This window comes from Nocardia niigatensis NBRC 100131 (assembly GCF_000308655.1).
GTDB lineage: Bacteria > Actinomycetota > Actinomycetes > Mycobacteriales > Mycobacteriaceae > Nocardia > Nocardia niigatensis.
The window spans coordinates 134,243-147,887 of sequence record NZ_BAGC01000055.1 but is presented as its reverse complement, the minus strand read 5'-3'; the positions used below and the strand labels follow the sequence as shown (position 1 = coordinate 147,887).

12 protein-coding genes are annotated in these 13,645 nt (G+C 68.4%); 8 read left to right on the top strand and 4 right to left on the bottom strand.

The genetic code is table 11. From position 1 onward, the window contains the following. The first annotated feature begins 91 nt into the window (after positions 1-91). From ON33_RS26930 to ON33_RS26920, 3 genes are all read left to right on the top strand, one after another. Positions 92-418, top strand: coding sequence for a VOC family protein (locus ON33_RS26930; protein ID WP_051152852.1), 327 nt, complete (start codon positions 92-94; stop codon positions 416-418). A gap of 171 nt (positions 419-589) precedes the next feature. Next, a complete protein-coding gene (locus ON33_RS26925; RefSeq protein WP_051152850.1) occupies positions 590-1,399 on the top strand; it encodes an SAM-dependent methyltransferase in 810 nt (269 codons plus the stop codon). Between the two features lie 70 nt (positions 1,400-1,469). Beyond that, complete coding sequence (locus tag ON33_RS26920; protein ID WP_040861869.1) at positions 1,470-2,072, top strand: hypothetical protein; 603 nt, start codon at positions 1,470-1,472, stop codon at positions 2,070-2,072. Positions 2,073-2,108: 36 nt separating this feature from the next. Here the strand turns inward: ON33_RS26920 and ON33_RS26915 are convergent, their stop codons facing one another. Both ON33_RS26915 and ON33_RS26910 read right to left on the bottom strand, forming a co-directional pair. Continuing rightward, positions 2,109-3,248 carry a hypothetical protein gene (locus ON33_RS26915; RefSeq protein WP_040861868.1) on the bottom strand — a complete coding sequence of 380 codons (1,140 nt, stop codon included), beginning with the start codon at positions 3,246-3,248 and terminating at the stop codon, positions 2,109-2,111. Next, on the bottom strand, positions 3,248-4,183 hold the full coding sequence (locus tag ON33_RS26910) for a metal-dependent hydrolase (RefSeq protein WP_040861867.1): 936 nt from the start codon (positions 4,181-4,183) through the stop codon (positions 3,248-3,250). Before ON33_RS26910 ends, ON33_RS26915 begins: the two co-directional genes overlap by 1 nt. Before the next feature lie 174 nt (positions 4,184-4,357). Between ON33_RS26910 and ON33_RS26905 the strand changes: the two genes are divergently transcribed. The 4 genes from ON33_RS26905 to ON33_RS26890 all read left to right on the top strand — a co-directional run bounded on the left by ON33_RS26905 (position 4,358) and on the right by ON33_RS26890 (position 7,526). Further along, positions 4,358-4,993: a TetR/AcrR family transcriptional regulator gene (locus ON33_RS26905; protein ID WP_040861866.1), complete on the top strand. Its 636-nt coding sequence runs from the start codon at positions 4,358-4,360 to the stop codon at positions 4,991-4,993. A gap of 83 nt (positions 4,994-5,076) precedes the next feature. After that, positions 5,077-6,312: a glycosyltransferase 87 family protein gene (locus ON33_RS26900; protein WP_063711078.1), complete on the top strand. Its 1,236-nt coding sequence runs from the start codon at positions 5,077-5,079 to the stop codon at positions 6,310-6,312. A 351-nt stretch (positions 6,313-6,663) separates the two neighbouring features. Further along, positions 6,664-6,999, top strand: coding sequence for a nitroreductase/quinone reductase family protein (locus ON33_RS26895; protein WP_373281064.1), 336 nt, complete (start codon positions 6,664-6,666; stop codon positions 6,997-6,999). Between the two features lie 134 nt (positions 7,000-7,133). After that, complete coding sequence (locus ON33_RS26890) at positions 7,134-7,526, top strand: hypothetical protein (RefSeq protein ID WP_040861865.1); 393 nt, start codon at positions 7,134-7,136, stop codon at positions 7,524-7,526. Here ON33_RS26890 and ON33_RS38640 read toward each other — a convergent pair. Next, the gene (locus ON33_RS38640; protein ID WP_051152845.1) at positions 7,502-8,251 is read right to left on the bottom strand and encodes a hypothetical protein; all 750 of its coding nucleotides are present in this window, start codon (positions 8,249-8,251) and stop codon (positions 7,502-7,504) included. The two genes, ON33_RS26890 and ON33_RS38640, sit on opposite strands and share 25 nt — an antisense overlap. Before the next feature lie 268 nt (positions 8,252-8,519). Between ON33_RS38640 and ON33_RS26880 the strand changes: the two genes are divergently transcribed. Beyond that, positions 8,520-9,641, top strand: a complete 1,122-nt coding sequence (locus ON33_RS26880) for an alpha/beta hydrolase (protein WP_051152844.1) — start codon at positions 8,520-8,522, stop codon at positions 9,639-9,641. Positions 9,642-9,749: 108 nt separating this feature from the next. On the opposite strand, the gene ON33_RS26875 is transcribed toward ON33_RS26880, so the two are convergent. Beyond that, entirely contained in the window at positions 9,750-13,541 is a 3,792-nt protein-coding gene (locus ON33_RS26875) for an arabinosyltransferase domain-containing protein (protein WP_083869327.1), read from the bottom strand. Positions 13,542-13,645 lie beyond the last annotated feature (104 nt).

The window sequence follows — 13,645 nt, the reverse complement described above, 5'->3', positions numbered from 1 at the left end:
CCTCCCGCTCTGCCTCACGGTTGCGTGCGAGACTTTCTGCATGGCTACGGGTTCTGCTCTTCCGCCAGGGTTTCATTCGGTGACGCCGCGCATGGTGGTTGATGACCAGCGTGGGGCGGTCGGATTCATGCGGACCGTGTTCGAGGCGGCCGGCGAGGTCGAGGCGGGTCGGCCGACCGAGGTTCGTATCGGGGACTCGGTGGTCATGGTGTCGGAATCCGGCGAACGGGAGGTGTTCCCGGCCTTTCTGTACGTCTATGTCGATGATGTCGCCGCCACCTATCAGCGGGCCTTGACCGCGGGTGCGGTGAGTGTGGAGGAACCGTTCGATACGCCGTACGGGGACCGCCGAGCCATGGTCCGCGACCCATTCGGCAACGTCTATCAGATCGCGAGTTGGCGCGGGACCACCGTGTGAGATCAAGCGTGCCGTCTCGCGCTGTTTCGCGGCGGCGGGGCATCGGGTAACCGCCGCAGTCACATTGGGTGCGAGGGGGTGCATGTGGAGGATCGGGTCGTGTGGGATGTCCGGCTGAGGTATACCTGCGGGGTACGGGTTTTCAGATCTCAGCGCTAAGGGGGTTTGTCGATGGCCGGTCGGATCGATCTGCATACCGATGTGCCGCACTCGGCTCGGATGTATGACTACTTCCTGGGCGGGAAGGACAATTACGAGGCGGATCGGGATGCGGCGGAGAAGGCGCTGCAGGAGTTTCCGGCTGTTCGGGTGACCGCGCGCACCAATCGTGAGTTCATGCGGACCGCTACGCGTTACCTCGCCGGTGCGGGGGTTCGGCAGTTCCTCGACATAGGGACGGGGATTCCGACGGAGCCGAACCTGCACCAGGTGGCGCAGGGGCTGGCGCCGGAGTCGCGGGTGGTTTACGTCGACAACGATCCGCTCGTGTTCGCGCACGCGCGGGCGCTGCTGGTGAGTTCGTCCGAGGGTCAGACCGCGTACATCCAGGCCGATGCCGCCCGTCCGCTGGACATCCTGGCGGCGCCGGAACTGACGGAGACGCTGGATCTTTCGCAGCCGGTGGCGGTGTCGCTGATGGCCCTGCTGCATTTCGTGCCCGGCGACGTCCACGAGATCGTCAAAACGCTGATGGAGCCGCTGGCCCCGGGTTCCTACCTCGCGATCTCGCATGTCACCACGGATTTCGACGAGGGTGAATCGGACCCGGAGGGCATGGCCCGACTATTGCAGGTCTACATCGATCGCGGAATCCCGGTGCGCCCCCGCACCCGCGCCGAAGTCGAGCGCCTGTTCGACGGTCTGGACCTGGTTGCCCCCGGCGTGGAAGTCATCCACCGCTGGCGCAACGAGGGCATCGACTATCCGGCCGGCCACGACAAAGTCGTATCCCTCTACGGCGCGGTCGGCAAGAAGCCCTGAAACGGCACGCCGTGGCCTGGGACGAGATGGCGGCCGGGCTGGAGGAGGCCCGTTCCTACACGCGCGGCTCGTGCGGGTGCTGCGGATCGGGTTCGTCAGCTCCGCCGCCGGCCAGCTCGTCATTCAGGCGTCGCTGCTGTTCGAGGGGCCCGGTTCGGCGCCCGCCGAAGCCCTGGGCGCCGCCGCCGTGCACCTGTTCCTGGATCGGGCCCGCGCGGTCCGATCCGGCTTCACCCTTACCGACGAGAACTACGAGACGATCGCCGCCATCTGCCGCCGCCTCGACGGCCTCCCGCCGGCCCCGGAGCTGGCCGCGGCCCGCGTTCACACCATGACCCCGGCCGAGATCCTGCGCCGCCTCGACGACCGTTTTCCGCCTGCTGTCCGGAAACCGGTCCGGGGTGGAACGGCACCGCTCCCCGTACGCGGCCGTCGAATGGAGTTGGGACACCCTCGCCGCACCGGAATGCCTTCTGGCCCAGCGCCTCTGGCTGTTCCCGGACGGGGCCGCCTTGGAAACCTCCAGGAGGTCGGCCCCGGCTACGTCATCGGCCCGCTGAGCCGTCTGGTGAACAAGTCCCTCGTCGAATTCGACGGCCGCCGCTACCGCATGCTCGTAACCATCCGGGCCTTCGTCGGCTCGACACTGGCGTCCGAGCAGAGCGCCGCATGAGCACCGAGCAGAGCGCCGCGCCACCATCGCCTGCGATCAGACAGCCGCGGCGGACTCCCGGCTCACCGACGGGGCGGTGGCGCGCACGCTGAAAGCGGCTGCGACAGAGAGGATCGCGGCGGCGAAGCAGGCGATGGTGTACCAGAGGTTGCCGATGGGATCTCCGTTCTTGGTGATACCGCCGCTGGCATCCAGGAAATCGGGCAGCGCGGTGGCCCACAGGACCGCGAAGACCACGAGGTAGAGCACGCTGTAGACGCGGACGAACTCGTTGTCGTACCGGGGCTCGGTGGTACCGCCCTGCCGCAGCTGAGCCCAGCGGCGGTACAGCAGCACGATCGCCGCCACGCTCAGCACGATCAGCTCGAGCGCGTAGATGACTCCGCGCACGGCCGTGCTGCCCGCGCCGAGCACGGTGGCCGGCAACGGCAGGATGAACGTTCCGAGCGAGGCCAGCAGCCCGATCACGATGGTGCGCCACACCAGCTGGAGCCCCGTGAACCGCTCGCCCCCGTCGACGCGGCGGCCCACGAACCAGTACACGCACAACGCCAGCGACATCGGCCACAGGGCGGCGAAGACCACCACACTGGGCAGCGGCACCGAGTCGAACATGGGCTGGTTGAGCGGATTCGAGGTCGTCCACTCCCACCAGCGCAGCTGCGGGCCGATGTGGTCGAAGATCTCGTAGAACGCGTGGTGCACGAACCCGACGCAGGCCGCGCCGGCGATCGTGCCGTAGGCCCGGAAGACCCCGAGCATGCGGACGATCTCGTACGCGATCGTCGCCATGAACGGATAGATGGCGACGATGTAGAGCGGCAACCGCCCCCACAGGAAGTCCACCGTGAAGACGTTGTGCGCGAACATCGTGTCCACGTGCCCCGAAATGCCGAAGGCCGCGGGGAAATACAGCGGCGGCTCGATGATGAACAGGTAAGCGGTCGCGCCGAACCACAGCACCAGGTTGGTGGGGTCGCCGTGGCGGCGCAGCCGCACGATGGCCCACACCAGCGCCAGCACCGAGCCGAGGATCACGGTCAGCTCGAGGACGGGCAGCGTCCAGTTCTCCAGAGCCAGCGGGTTTCTCACCTCGACCAGCCCGCCCGCCGTGTCGCAGGAGAAGCCGAGCGAGTGGGCGAGCTGCTCGAAGGTGGGTGCGCAGTGGTCGGCCATCAATTCGCCTCCGCCCCGGCCGCCTCCGCGGTGTACCAGCGGGTGACGTCGTAACCGTCGCGGTAGCGCTGGAACCACACGTCGGCAAGCGCCGGTGTGTTCTCGTGTGCCGGATCATGTTTGGGCAGCTGGCTGCGAATGATGCCACGCAGCGCGATGAGCTGTTCGCCCAATGGCAGATCGTCGAAGGCGCGCGGTCCGGGGCCGGCGTAGGGCACCGCGAAGCGCGGCAGCAGCTTGCCCAAGCGCTGCTGGTAGCGGTAGGTGGCGAACATCGACAGCGCGTCGATCTTCCGGACCTCCAGCGGCACATGCTTGTTGAAGCCCGCGCACGCCATCCGCACCACCTTCAGTACGTGCCGGAAGATGGACGGCGCCACCCGCATGCGGTACAGATCGCTGCCCACCACCGAGTCGAAGATGATGAGCGCGGAACTGCGGTGCTCGACCTCCTCGACGAAATGCCAGATGAACAGCGACGCGACGCGATCGTCCCCGGGTCGGAACAGCGACGCCTCGTTGTCGAGCATCAGCTTGAACACCGAGGTGAAGGTGGCCTCCAGATCGGCGGTGTAGGCCAGCCGGTACTTCAGCGGCGTCTCGGCGGTGAGCCGGTCGAATTCGCCGACCACCTCGTCGAGGGTTTCCTGCAATCCGGGATAGGTGCGAATCAGTCCGCGCACATGCTGTCGGTGCGCGGTCGAATGCTGGCCCTCCTGCCGCATGAAGGCGTCGGCCTCCTCGGCGACCGCGGGATCGGTGAATTGCGGCTTGGCCTGGGTGATCATCTGCACGATCATCTTCTCGAAACCGATGGCCAGGAACGACACCGCGTTGGCCATGCTGGAGAAGGCCGGGTTCTCGGGATTCCAGAGGAACGGCACCTCGTGTTCCTCGAATGCGAAAGTCAGCTTGCGCACAATCAAATCGGTCATGTCGGGCGATACCTCGTCTTCCGGAAGGGGATGGGTCCGGTGGCCCGGTCGCGCGCTCCGATGCCCCTGTGAACATACAAACATACACGAGCACGTACAAGTGTATGATGTGAAATCGCAGCTCAGCGCGCATGCTGTGCGAGGTGATGCCACCGTACGTGTTACGGTCGGCCGGTGGCACGAAGACGCGGATGGGGCGGCAGCCCGCCAGAGAACGACGAGGAGGCGTCGCGCCGAATCGTCTCCGCCGCAGTCGAATTGATCGCGCGCACCGGTGCGGAGATCAGCATCGCCGACGTCGCGGAATCGCTCGGGGTGATCCGGCAGACGGTGTACCGGTATTTCCCGAGCGCGGACGCGCTCATGCGGGCCTCGGCCATGGCCTCGGTGGACGGCTTCCTGGACCGGCTGGCCGCGCAGGTCAGCGGCATGACCGACCCGGTCGAGGCCATGACCGACGCCGTCGTCTACACCCTCGCCGAGGTGCGCCGCACGCCGCATCTGGGCATTCTGCTGGCCGCCACCTACTCCAATGCCGACCCGGCCGGCATCACCTCCGCGGAGGCGCAGGCCTTCGGCATCACCATGATCAAACGCTTCGACGTGGACTGGCGGCACTACGGCTACGACGACGAATCCCTGCGCGAGCTGGTGGAATTCCTGCTACGCACCATGCAGTCGTTCTTCATCTCGCCGGGCAATCCGCCGCGCGGTGACGAGGAGTTGCGGCGGTATCTGCGCCGCTGGATGGGGTCGGCGATCATCGCCCAGGCGAGCCAGGTGTCGGGTGCGGTGAACGGGCGTTCGTGAGAGTGTCAGGTCTTTCACTACGCTAATTGGTTGTGTCCGCTTCCCGCCCGGCCGAGGTTCCCCGCTCCGGTACAACGCTTTTCGTGCTCGCTTTCGGTGCCGTGCTGGCGGTGACCCTGGTGTTCGCGACGGTCGATCCCTGGCTGGAGAAGGCGGGCATCCTCGCGGGCGGGCTCGATGTGCACATCTACCGGGAAGGCGCCTGGCGGCTGCTGCACGGGCATTCGCTGTATCGGGACGAGACCGTCGGCGGGCTGCTCTACACCTATACGCCGTTCTCGGCCATGGTGTTCGTCCCGGGGCTCGCGGTACCGGCCGTCTGGATCACCGATGCGTTCCTGCTGGTGAATCTCGGTGTGCTGTATGCCTGTGTGCTGCTGTGCGGGCGGATGCTCGGCTACCGGATGAACGCGCGGATGGCGAGTATTGCTGCGCTGCTTGCGATTACGTGTGTATTTCTGGAACCGGTGCGCACCACGCTGTTCTACGGGCAGATCAACCTGGTGCTCATGCTGCTGGTGCTGTGGGACTTCTCGCGGCCCGGGGGCGGACGGCTGCGAGGTCTCGGCGTCGGGGTGGCCGCCGGGATCAAACTGGTGCCGGCGTTCTTCATCGTGCAGTATCTGGTGCTGCGCCAATGGCGTTCGGCCGCGAGGGCGTCGGCGACGCTGGCTGCGACGATCGCGCTGGCCTGGCTCGTCTCGCCCGGTGATTCCCGCGAGTACTGGTTCTCGACCTTCTTCCACGCCGAGCGCATCGCGCCCGATACCGACCCCGCCAATCAGTCGATCCGCGGCGTGCTGGCGCACTTGACCGCGGGCGGCGCGCCGATCTGGCTGTGGCTGTTCGTCGCGGGCGCGGTGGCGGGTGCGGGCTTGACGCTGGTCGTCGCGCTGGACCGCTGTGGCGAGCGGCTGCTCGCGGTCACGCTGGGCGGCATGACGGCGTGCGCGGTATCGCCGTTCTCGTGGGGGCACCACTGGGTGTGGTTCGTCCCGCTGCTGGTCCATCTCGTGCACCGGGCGCAGGCACGGCCGGGCTGGTGGCTCGCGGCGGCACTGCTGTTCGTGGCGACCGGGGCGTGGACGTATCAGTGGACGCCGGATTTCGCCTCGGTCGGCGTCTTCGTCCTGCCCAAACCGTGGCACACCGAGCCGATCTTGGAAAACGCTCACGTCGTCGTGTACCTGCTCGCCCTGGTCTACGGGATGTGGGTGGCACGGCGGGCCGAATTGCCCGGTGCGATTTGCGCGGATGATGCCGGGAGGGAGTCGATATCGCGTGGAGAATTGACAGCAAACTCGCGGTCGGGCCGATGATTTGCGCAGTGCGGCGAAAATTGTTCCCTTTCATGGAGTTTGCCGGAGTATTCCGCAGGGAATGGCTTTGAATGCCATCCGTTCAGTCCCCGGCAACGAATAGGTCATCAGTACAGTTACTGGGTTCCGGAACGAGCCCTGGTGGGTGATTTGATCGGTATTTCCGAATAGGAGGAAAACGAATGATTCCGCACTTCATCGGTGACCTCATCGACGCTGTGAACACCTTCCTCATCAAGATGCTCATGCCTTAGCGTCGCGCGGTCCGGGGTGGTCCGCCGCCCCGGACCGCCAACCGCGGCCCGTGCTACCGTGCCCCCGAACAGGAGGGCACATATGGTGAATAATGTTGTGGCACAGATTATGGGCGGGTTCAATGCGGGTGTGGTGGCGCTGACCAAGCTCCCGGTGATCGGTCCGCTCATGGGCCGTGGATTCGTCGTCATCACCTACACCGGGCGCCGCTCGGGCAAGACCTTCTCCACGCCGGTCAACTACTGGCGTTCGGGTGACGAACTCGTCATCGGCGTCGCCATGCCGGACAAGAAGAGCTGGTGGCGCAACTTCCAGGGCGAAGGTGCGCCGATCTCGCTGCACCTCAACGGCGTCGACCGCACCGGTCACGCGGTGACCCAGCGCGACAAGGGCCGGGTCTCGGTGCGGGTCACTCTCGACGCCGAGGCCTGAGCGCCGCAGTCACACGCTGTGCCGGGCGGATTCTCGTTGCCTCGCCGCGGGGTCCGTGCCAGCCTGGTTGCAGTGGGACTCCCGCCCGGGCACGTCGAACGTGTGCGTCCGGCCGGGCGCCCGAGGAGGCAGCCGTGAAGGACCGGGCAGGACTCGAGGAGCGGTCGGTGCTGCGCGTCACCGTCGACTTCGCCGATTCGGCGCATCGATCGCTGGGAGTGGGCTGGTCGGTGGACGCGGCGGCGCGGCGGCGGTTCGAGTCCGCGCGAATCTTCCTGGTGGCGTTCGGTTCCCGGCCGGGGCGGACCTATCTGGGGCTGGTCGACCGGCGGGACCGCACCTCGATACAGTTGCCCGAGGAGTTGCCCGCCGGGGCATACGCCGTCGATATCGACGCCTACGGCAGCGCGAGCTGGGGCGACGGGCGCCTGGACGCGCGCGGCCGCAGCCCGGTCTTCACCGTCGAGCCCGAGCGGGCCGAATCCGCCGGCGGCGACGCCGATCAGCGATCCACCGGCCCCGAATAGTGCGGCGCGGCCCCGGGCCGGGCGGTGAAGTCGATCGGGCCGAGTAGGTCGGCCACCCCGGACAGTCGTCCCGCGAACCAGGGAATCACGTTCGGGTCCTGCAACTTTCCGCCGGGCACGACGGCGAGCAGCTCGTTGCCGACCAGGCTCCACTGCGGCACCGTGCCCGCGATATGCGCGGCGATCAGCGCGGGGCTGATCATGGCCTTGGCGTGCGCGGTGTCGGCCGCGGCGATCCGGAATCGGGCGTCGAACAGGACATTGCCGGTGGCGGTCGGCTTGTCGCCGAACAACGCCCGGCCGAACTGCGACATCAGCCCGCGCTGGGCCACCGCCAGTGCGGGGTGCGGCCGGTCCAGCAGGATCAGCCCCACCAGGTAGCGATGGGTGGTGGAGGTCGTGGAATCACCTGTGCTCGTGGTGGTTTCGTACGAGTACTCGGCGACCGACACCCACCGCCCGCTCATGCGGCCGGTCACGGTGACGCCCAGACCGCGGCGATTGCGTCCAGGGAGCCGTGCGGTCCACGGTGCGGAAGAGCGTTCCTGGAACGTCCAGCCGTTGGCGACAGCCCACTCCCGCAGCCGGGCCTTCCGATCCCGTTCGGCCTTGATTCCGATGGGCACCGCCACCGCCACCAACAGCACCGGGATCGCCACCAGTACGCCGAAGAGCACCACGAGTGCCTCCATGCCCGCCCCCTCGTCACCGGCGTTCGGTCCCATCGGATCCGAACCATTCGCGGTGTCAGCCTCCGCGAGAAACCTTCCGGCTTGCTTAACAGATCATTGCACCGCGAGGGCTGGAATCGATCTGTTCGCCGCCTGAGCTGCGATCACGTTAGCTGTCTGGGCCGCAATCGTATTCGGGGGAGACCCGGCCCCTGGTAACGGATATGCTGCTCGGCGAACCGCCGCACCGGGAACAGGGGAGCGGGGGAGGATCGAGGGGTTCGGCCGGGTTCGGCCGTGGAGCGAAAGGCACAACAGGATAATGCGGGGTGGATGGGCCAAGCGGGGCCTGGCGGGAGCCGCGGTGGCCGTCATGCTGCCATTCGGTGCTATGACGGCGGGACCGGCTGCGGCGGATACGAATCCGAATGCGTTCGACTTCTATGTCGACTCCAGCATGGGTTCGGTCAAGACCAGGATCGTGCGGGCGGCCGACGGCAATACCGATCGCGTGGTGTACCTGCTCGACGGCGAGCGCGCGCAGAACGACTACAACGGCTGGGAGATTCACACCAGCATCCCGGCGGCGCTGGCCAAATTCAATATCAATGTGGTGATGCCGGTCGGCGGTGAATCCAGCTTCTATCAGGACTGGGACGCGCCGAGCAGCTTCGGCGGCAGCAATCCCGACGCCAATCTGTTCCCGAGCCGGGACTCCGGTTCGGCGGTCGCGGGCTGGGACGAGACCTCCGGCAAGTCCTACACCTACCAGTGGGAGACCTTCCTCTCCCAGAACCTGCGCGACGCGCTGCGGGATCGGCTGGGGTTCAGCGACTCTCGCAACGGCATCTTCGGCCTGTCCAGCGGCGGCAGCGCCGCCCTGCTGATGGCCGCCTACCATCCCGACCAGTTCAACTACGCGGGTTCGCTGTCGGGCTACCTGTACATGTCGGCGCCCGGCATGCGTGACGCCCTGCGCCTGGCCCTGCTCGCGGCCGGTGGCTACAACATCGACTCGATGGCCGCGGCGGGCAGCGCCAAGTGGCAGCGCATGGACCCGTACGGCTTCGCGCAGAAGCTGATCGACAACCAGACCCGCCTCTACATCGCCGCGGGCAGCGCCGTCCCCGCCCAGCAGGACCTGTCCTCCGCGGACGCGGTCATCCAGGGCATGCCCCTGGAAGGCATCGCCCTGGCCAACACCAAGGCGTTCCAGTCCCGCCTGCAGGCGCTGGGCTACGACAACGTCAGCTACGACTTCCCGAGCATCGGTGTCCACAACTGGGGCAACTGGGAACAGGTCGCCAACCGCATGCTGCCCGACATCGCCCAGCACATCGGCAAGCCGCTGCCCCCGGGCGCCCAGCCCCCGGCCGATGCCCCCGACGGCGCGCAGCCGCCGAACGGCGCCCCGCCCGCGGGCGGCCCGGCTCCTCAGAACTAGCGGTACCTATATCGAAAGATCCGCCGCCGTCCGGGAATTCGGACGGCGGCGGATCCTTTTCGTCTTCGCCGCGGCGGGAGCTCCCCGAATCGGGGGGCGTGTCCGCGGCTAGTGGGTTCGGGTGGGGTCGGCGTCGGCCTTGATGGGGACGTTGTCGACCGAGCCCCAACGGTTTTCGACATGGACCGTCACTGTGACGGCGGGGGCGTCGACGTAGGGGGTGAGTTTCTGGAGCTCGCCCCAGTCCCGGGTCCAGTCGTGGTCGAGGTAGGCGGGGACGGGCTGGGAGCGGAGGAGGAGGTTGGCCCAGCCGAGGGGGCCGCCGCCCGAGTCGCCCTGCCAGGTTTCCGAGACCTGGGCATTCAGTTTGTCGGGGAGGATGCGCCAGGTCGGCAGCTGGGCCACACCGTCGCGGTGGTCCAGGGGGTGCTGGCATGGGAAGGCCAGGCCGACATGGAAATCCGTCAGGACCGGGGCGTCGTGGCCGACCACGGCATCGAGGGTGGCCAGGTGGGGCAGACGGGGTGGGGTGAGGGCGAGCCACTGCTTGCCGGTCGGGTCGTCGGTGGCCGCCACCAGGCGAACCGCGTTGGTGCGAGCCGGGATTCGATCGAGGGCGATGGGCAGGTTGCGCCAGCCCGGAGCGCCGCCGACCGTCGGGGGCGACAGGGTGCCGAGGGGCTCGACGGTGCCGTCGTCGGCACGGTGGGCGAACTCCAGGTGCAGTTGCGCGCCGTCGATCCGGTGGCCCTGCTCCTCTCCGGCGATGCGGCCGGCCACGGTCAGCACCAGGACGTGGTAGCTGGAATCCTGCTGTGCCGCAGCGAGATCCATCCGGTACCACTGGGTGGTCAGATGCGCGGGCTGCGGCTGCCCGGTGGTGTAGCTGCCCAGGACGGGCGTGCGCTTCGGGTCGAGGCCGTAGGGCAGGGCGACGGTACTGCCGTTGATGCCCGGGTCGGCCTTGGGCTGGTCCGCGGGGCTTCCGCCGGGCGGGGGAGCGCCCTGCTGTTGGCTGCCGCCGCCGTCGGGGCCGCCGCTCCCGCCGCCGCTCCCGCCACCGGGACCGCCGGGGCCGCCGCCTTCGGGAGCGACGTCGCCGACACCGTTGGCGGTGAATCCGCTGTTGTCCGCGGCGAGCCCGTCGGCCGCGGCGCCGGCGTAGGGCGCGAGGAGGGAATCCTCGGGCTTGGTCTCGACGAGCACGTCATCGGCCATGGAGCAAGGCTTCCCCTGCAGGGCACGCAGATTCGACAGCGCGACCGAGTACGCGGGGTACTGCGTCCACGCCGCCGAGGCCATGGTCACCACCTCGAACAGCACCATCAGGGCGGCGGCGATCGTGAGGGGCCGGATCGCGATGCGATCGAAAATGCCTGTGGCCGCGCTGTTTCCGGTCGGTCGATAGGGCTCGCGGAAGTACTGCCAGGCCGCCACCAGCAGGCACAGCGCGCCCAGCCCGAAGATCAGCGAGGCGATGCTCGTGCCGCCCACCAGCGGCGCGCGATCCGGCCAGCGCACACCGTAGCCGGACACGTACCACCAGCCGTTGGAGCCGGTGAAGCAGAACGCCACCAGGATCAGCACCGCGGCCGCGAACAGCGAGCGCAGGTACGGCAGCCGGATTCCCCTGCCGTCCACCGCGACCGCTGTCACCGCCGCCAGCACGCCCGCCAGCCCGGCGTACACGCCGAAGTGATGGGTCCACTTGGTCGGTGTGAAGGCCATGAGCAGCGGCGACATGACGGCGATGCCGAGCACCCGGGTCACCGGGCCGCGGGCGGTCTCCGGAATCCGGCCGCCCTTGCGCAGCGCCACCGCGAGGCAGACGGCCAGGCACAGCAGCATGGCGAGCACGCCGAAGCGCCGCGACAGCGAGCCGTCGGGGGTCAGGGACAGCAGCGAGATCCAGCGGGTGGGCTCGTCGGGCCAGGACAGGTTGGGGCCCACCAGCTTCCGCACCCGGGTGGCCTCGGCGACCGAGGCCAGGGTCTGATCCGCGAAGACCGCGGTCAGTACCAGGGTGCCCGCCGTCAGCACCGGGACGATGCGCGCGAGGTAGCCCAGGAGCCCGCTGGCTTCCGCGCGCACCTGGGTGAGCAGAATCCGCAGCACTCGCCGCGATCCCGCGAAAAGAGCTGCCAGACAGATCAATCCGGACGGGCCCGCCGCCAACGAGAACGCCGCGATCAGCACGGCGACGGCCGCCGGCAGCAAGCGCCTCGTGGCGATCGCGCGTTCGATGGAACACCAGGTCAGCAGTGCGCCCAGCGCGATCAGGGGTTCCGGGCGCAGGCCGTTGTTGTAGGGCAGCCACAGCGCCAGGAAGACCAGGGCGGCCGCCCACCGGGGAGGGGCGGCATCGCGCACCCGGGAACCCAGGCGCGGCAGCACTTCCCGGCTGATCACCCACCAGCAGAGCACCGCGGCCAGCAAGGCCGGCAACCGCATCCAGACGCCGGCATCGCTGACCCGGGTCAGCTGCGACAGCAGCTCGTACGGCCACCCGAAGGGAGCCTCCGCGACCCCGTACCACCGGTAGTAGTTGGCGGTGTAGCCCGCGTACCCGGATACGCGCGCCATCGTGAGGATGTAGCCGTCGTCGGAGGTATTCGCACCGATCACATGCCAAACGCCCAGTGTCACCAGCACGACCGCGTCGGTGAACGTGAACCGCCACCAGCGCGCCGGAAGGAACCGCCGCCTGCGCCGGCCGTCCGCCGCGTCCATGAGATACAGGCACACCAGCGCGATGACAGTGCACAGCACCGCGCCCGCCATCGCGGCCAGCTTCAACGCGCTCGGACTCGACGAGAACCGCGAATCCACTTCGGCGTGCAGGTTGGCATCACTCAACCGCGTCCGATCGAGATCGGTGTACACACCGACGATCTGCGGCCGCACATCCCGCGCGACCGTGGTCCGGAACGGCGAACCGTCCGCCTTGGTCAACCCGGTCAATTCGGCGGTCGTGGCGTCCGCACTCGAATGCACCACCAGCGCACCACAACCGGCGTGCGGCACAAGATTCGGGGTCGTCCCGGTCCCGGAGCCGGGCCCGCCGGTCGTACCGGGATCGGTGCTACCGGCCGGCGGCAACGGCGCATCCGCGGGCGCGGTGGCTCCCGGCGGCGGTGTCGAACCCGGCGGAGGTGTCGCTCCCGCAGGCGGATTCGCGCCGGGCGGCGGTGTCGCGCCGGGCGGCGGTGTCGCACCTCGCGCCGGATTCGATCCCGCGATCGGTGCTGCCCCGGCGGGCGGAGTGGCACCCGGCGGGGTCGCTCCCGCTGGGGGATTCGCACCCGCCGGCGGCGTCCCGCCCCCAGCCGGGTTCGCTCCCGAGGGCTGTGCGGCTCCGGGCGCGGGGTTTGCGCCGGTCGGCTGTGCAGCGGCCGGAGCGGGATTCGCGCCGGATGGTGGTGCGGCTCCGGGCGCCGGGGCCGGCGTGGTCCCGGACTGCGGGGTGACGACGCCGGAGGGGGAGGTGATGGCGGGCTCGGAAGCTGTTCCGACACCGGTCATTTCGAAGACGGAGGCGGTGAGCAGCGGGATGTTTCGCAGCGTCACCGAAAGCACTCGGCCGGTTCCCGGCCGGTCCTCGATGCGGGCGATCAGACCCTTGGCGGCGCCGCCGGGAGCCTGGGCGGGAACCGTGGACAGCACTGTCCCGCTGGGCATGTCCCGCAGCACCGCGCACGGCACGGTCGCATCCATCGACAGCGGCACGTAATCCACCAGCGGCGCGGTCATCTGCACCGCCTGCGACTGCGGCCAATCGAGGCCGGTCCGATCCTGCCGGACCGGCAGTAGCGGTGTGAGCACCGCCAGCAGAACACCGAGCACCCCCGCCACGAGGGCGATCAGTCGAATTGGAAAAACTCCCCCGGAAACTGAACGCACGAACGCCGATGCTAGCCATAGCGTCCGCGAAACTCATCGCGGAATATTCGGACCGCCCCGTATCCGGCGGTGCCCGGTGCGGATCGTCGCAGTTGAGCACGGAT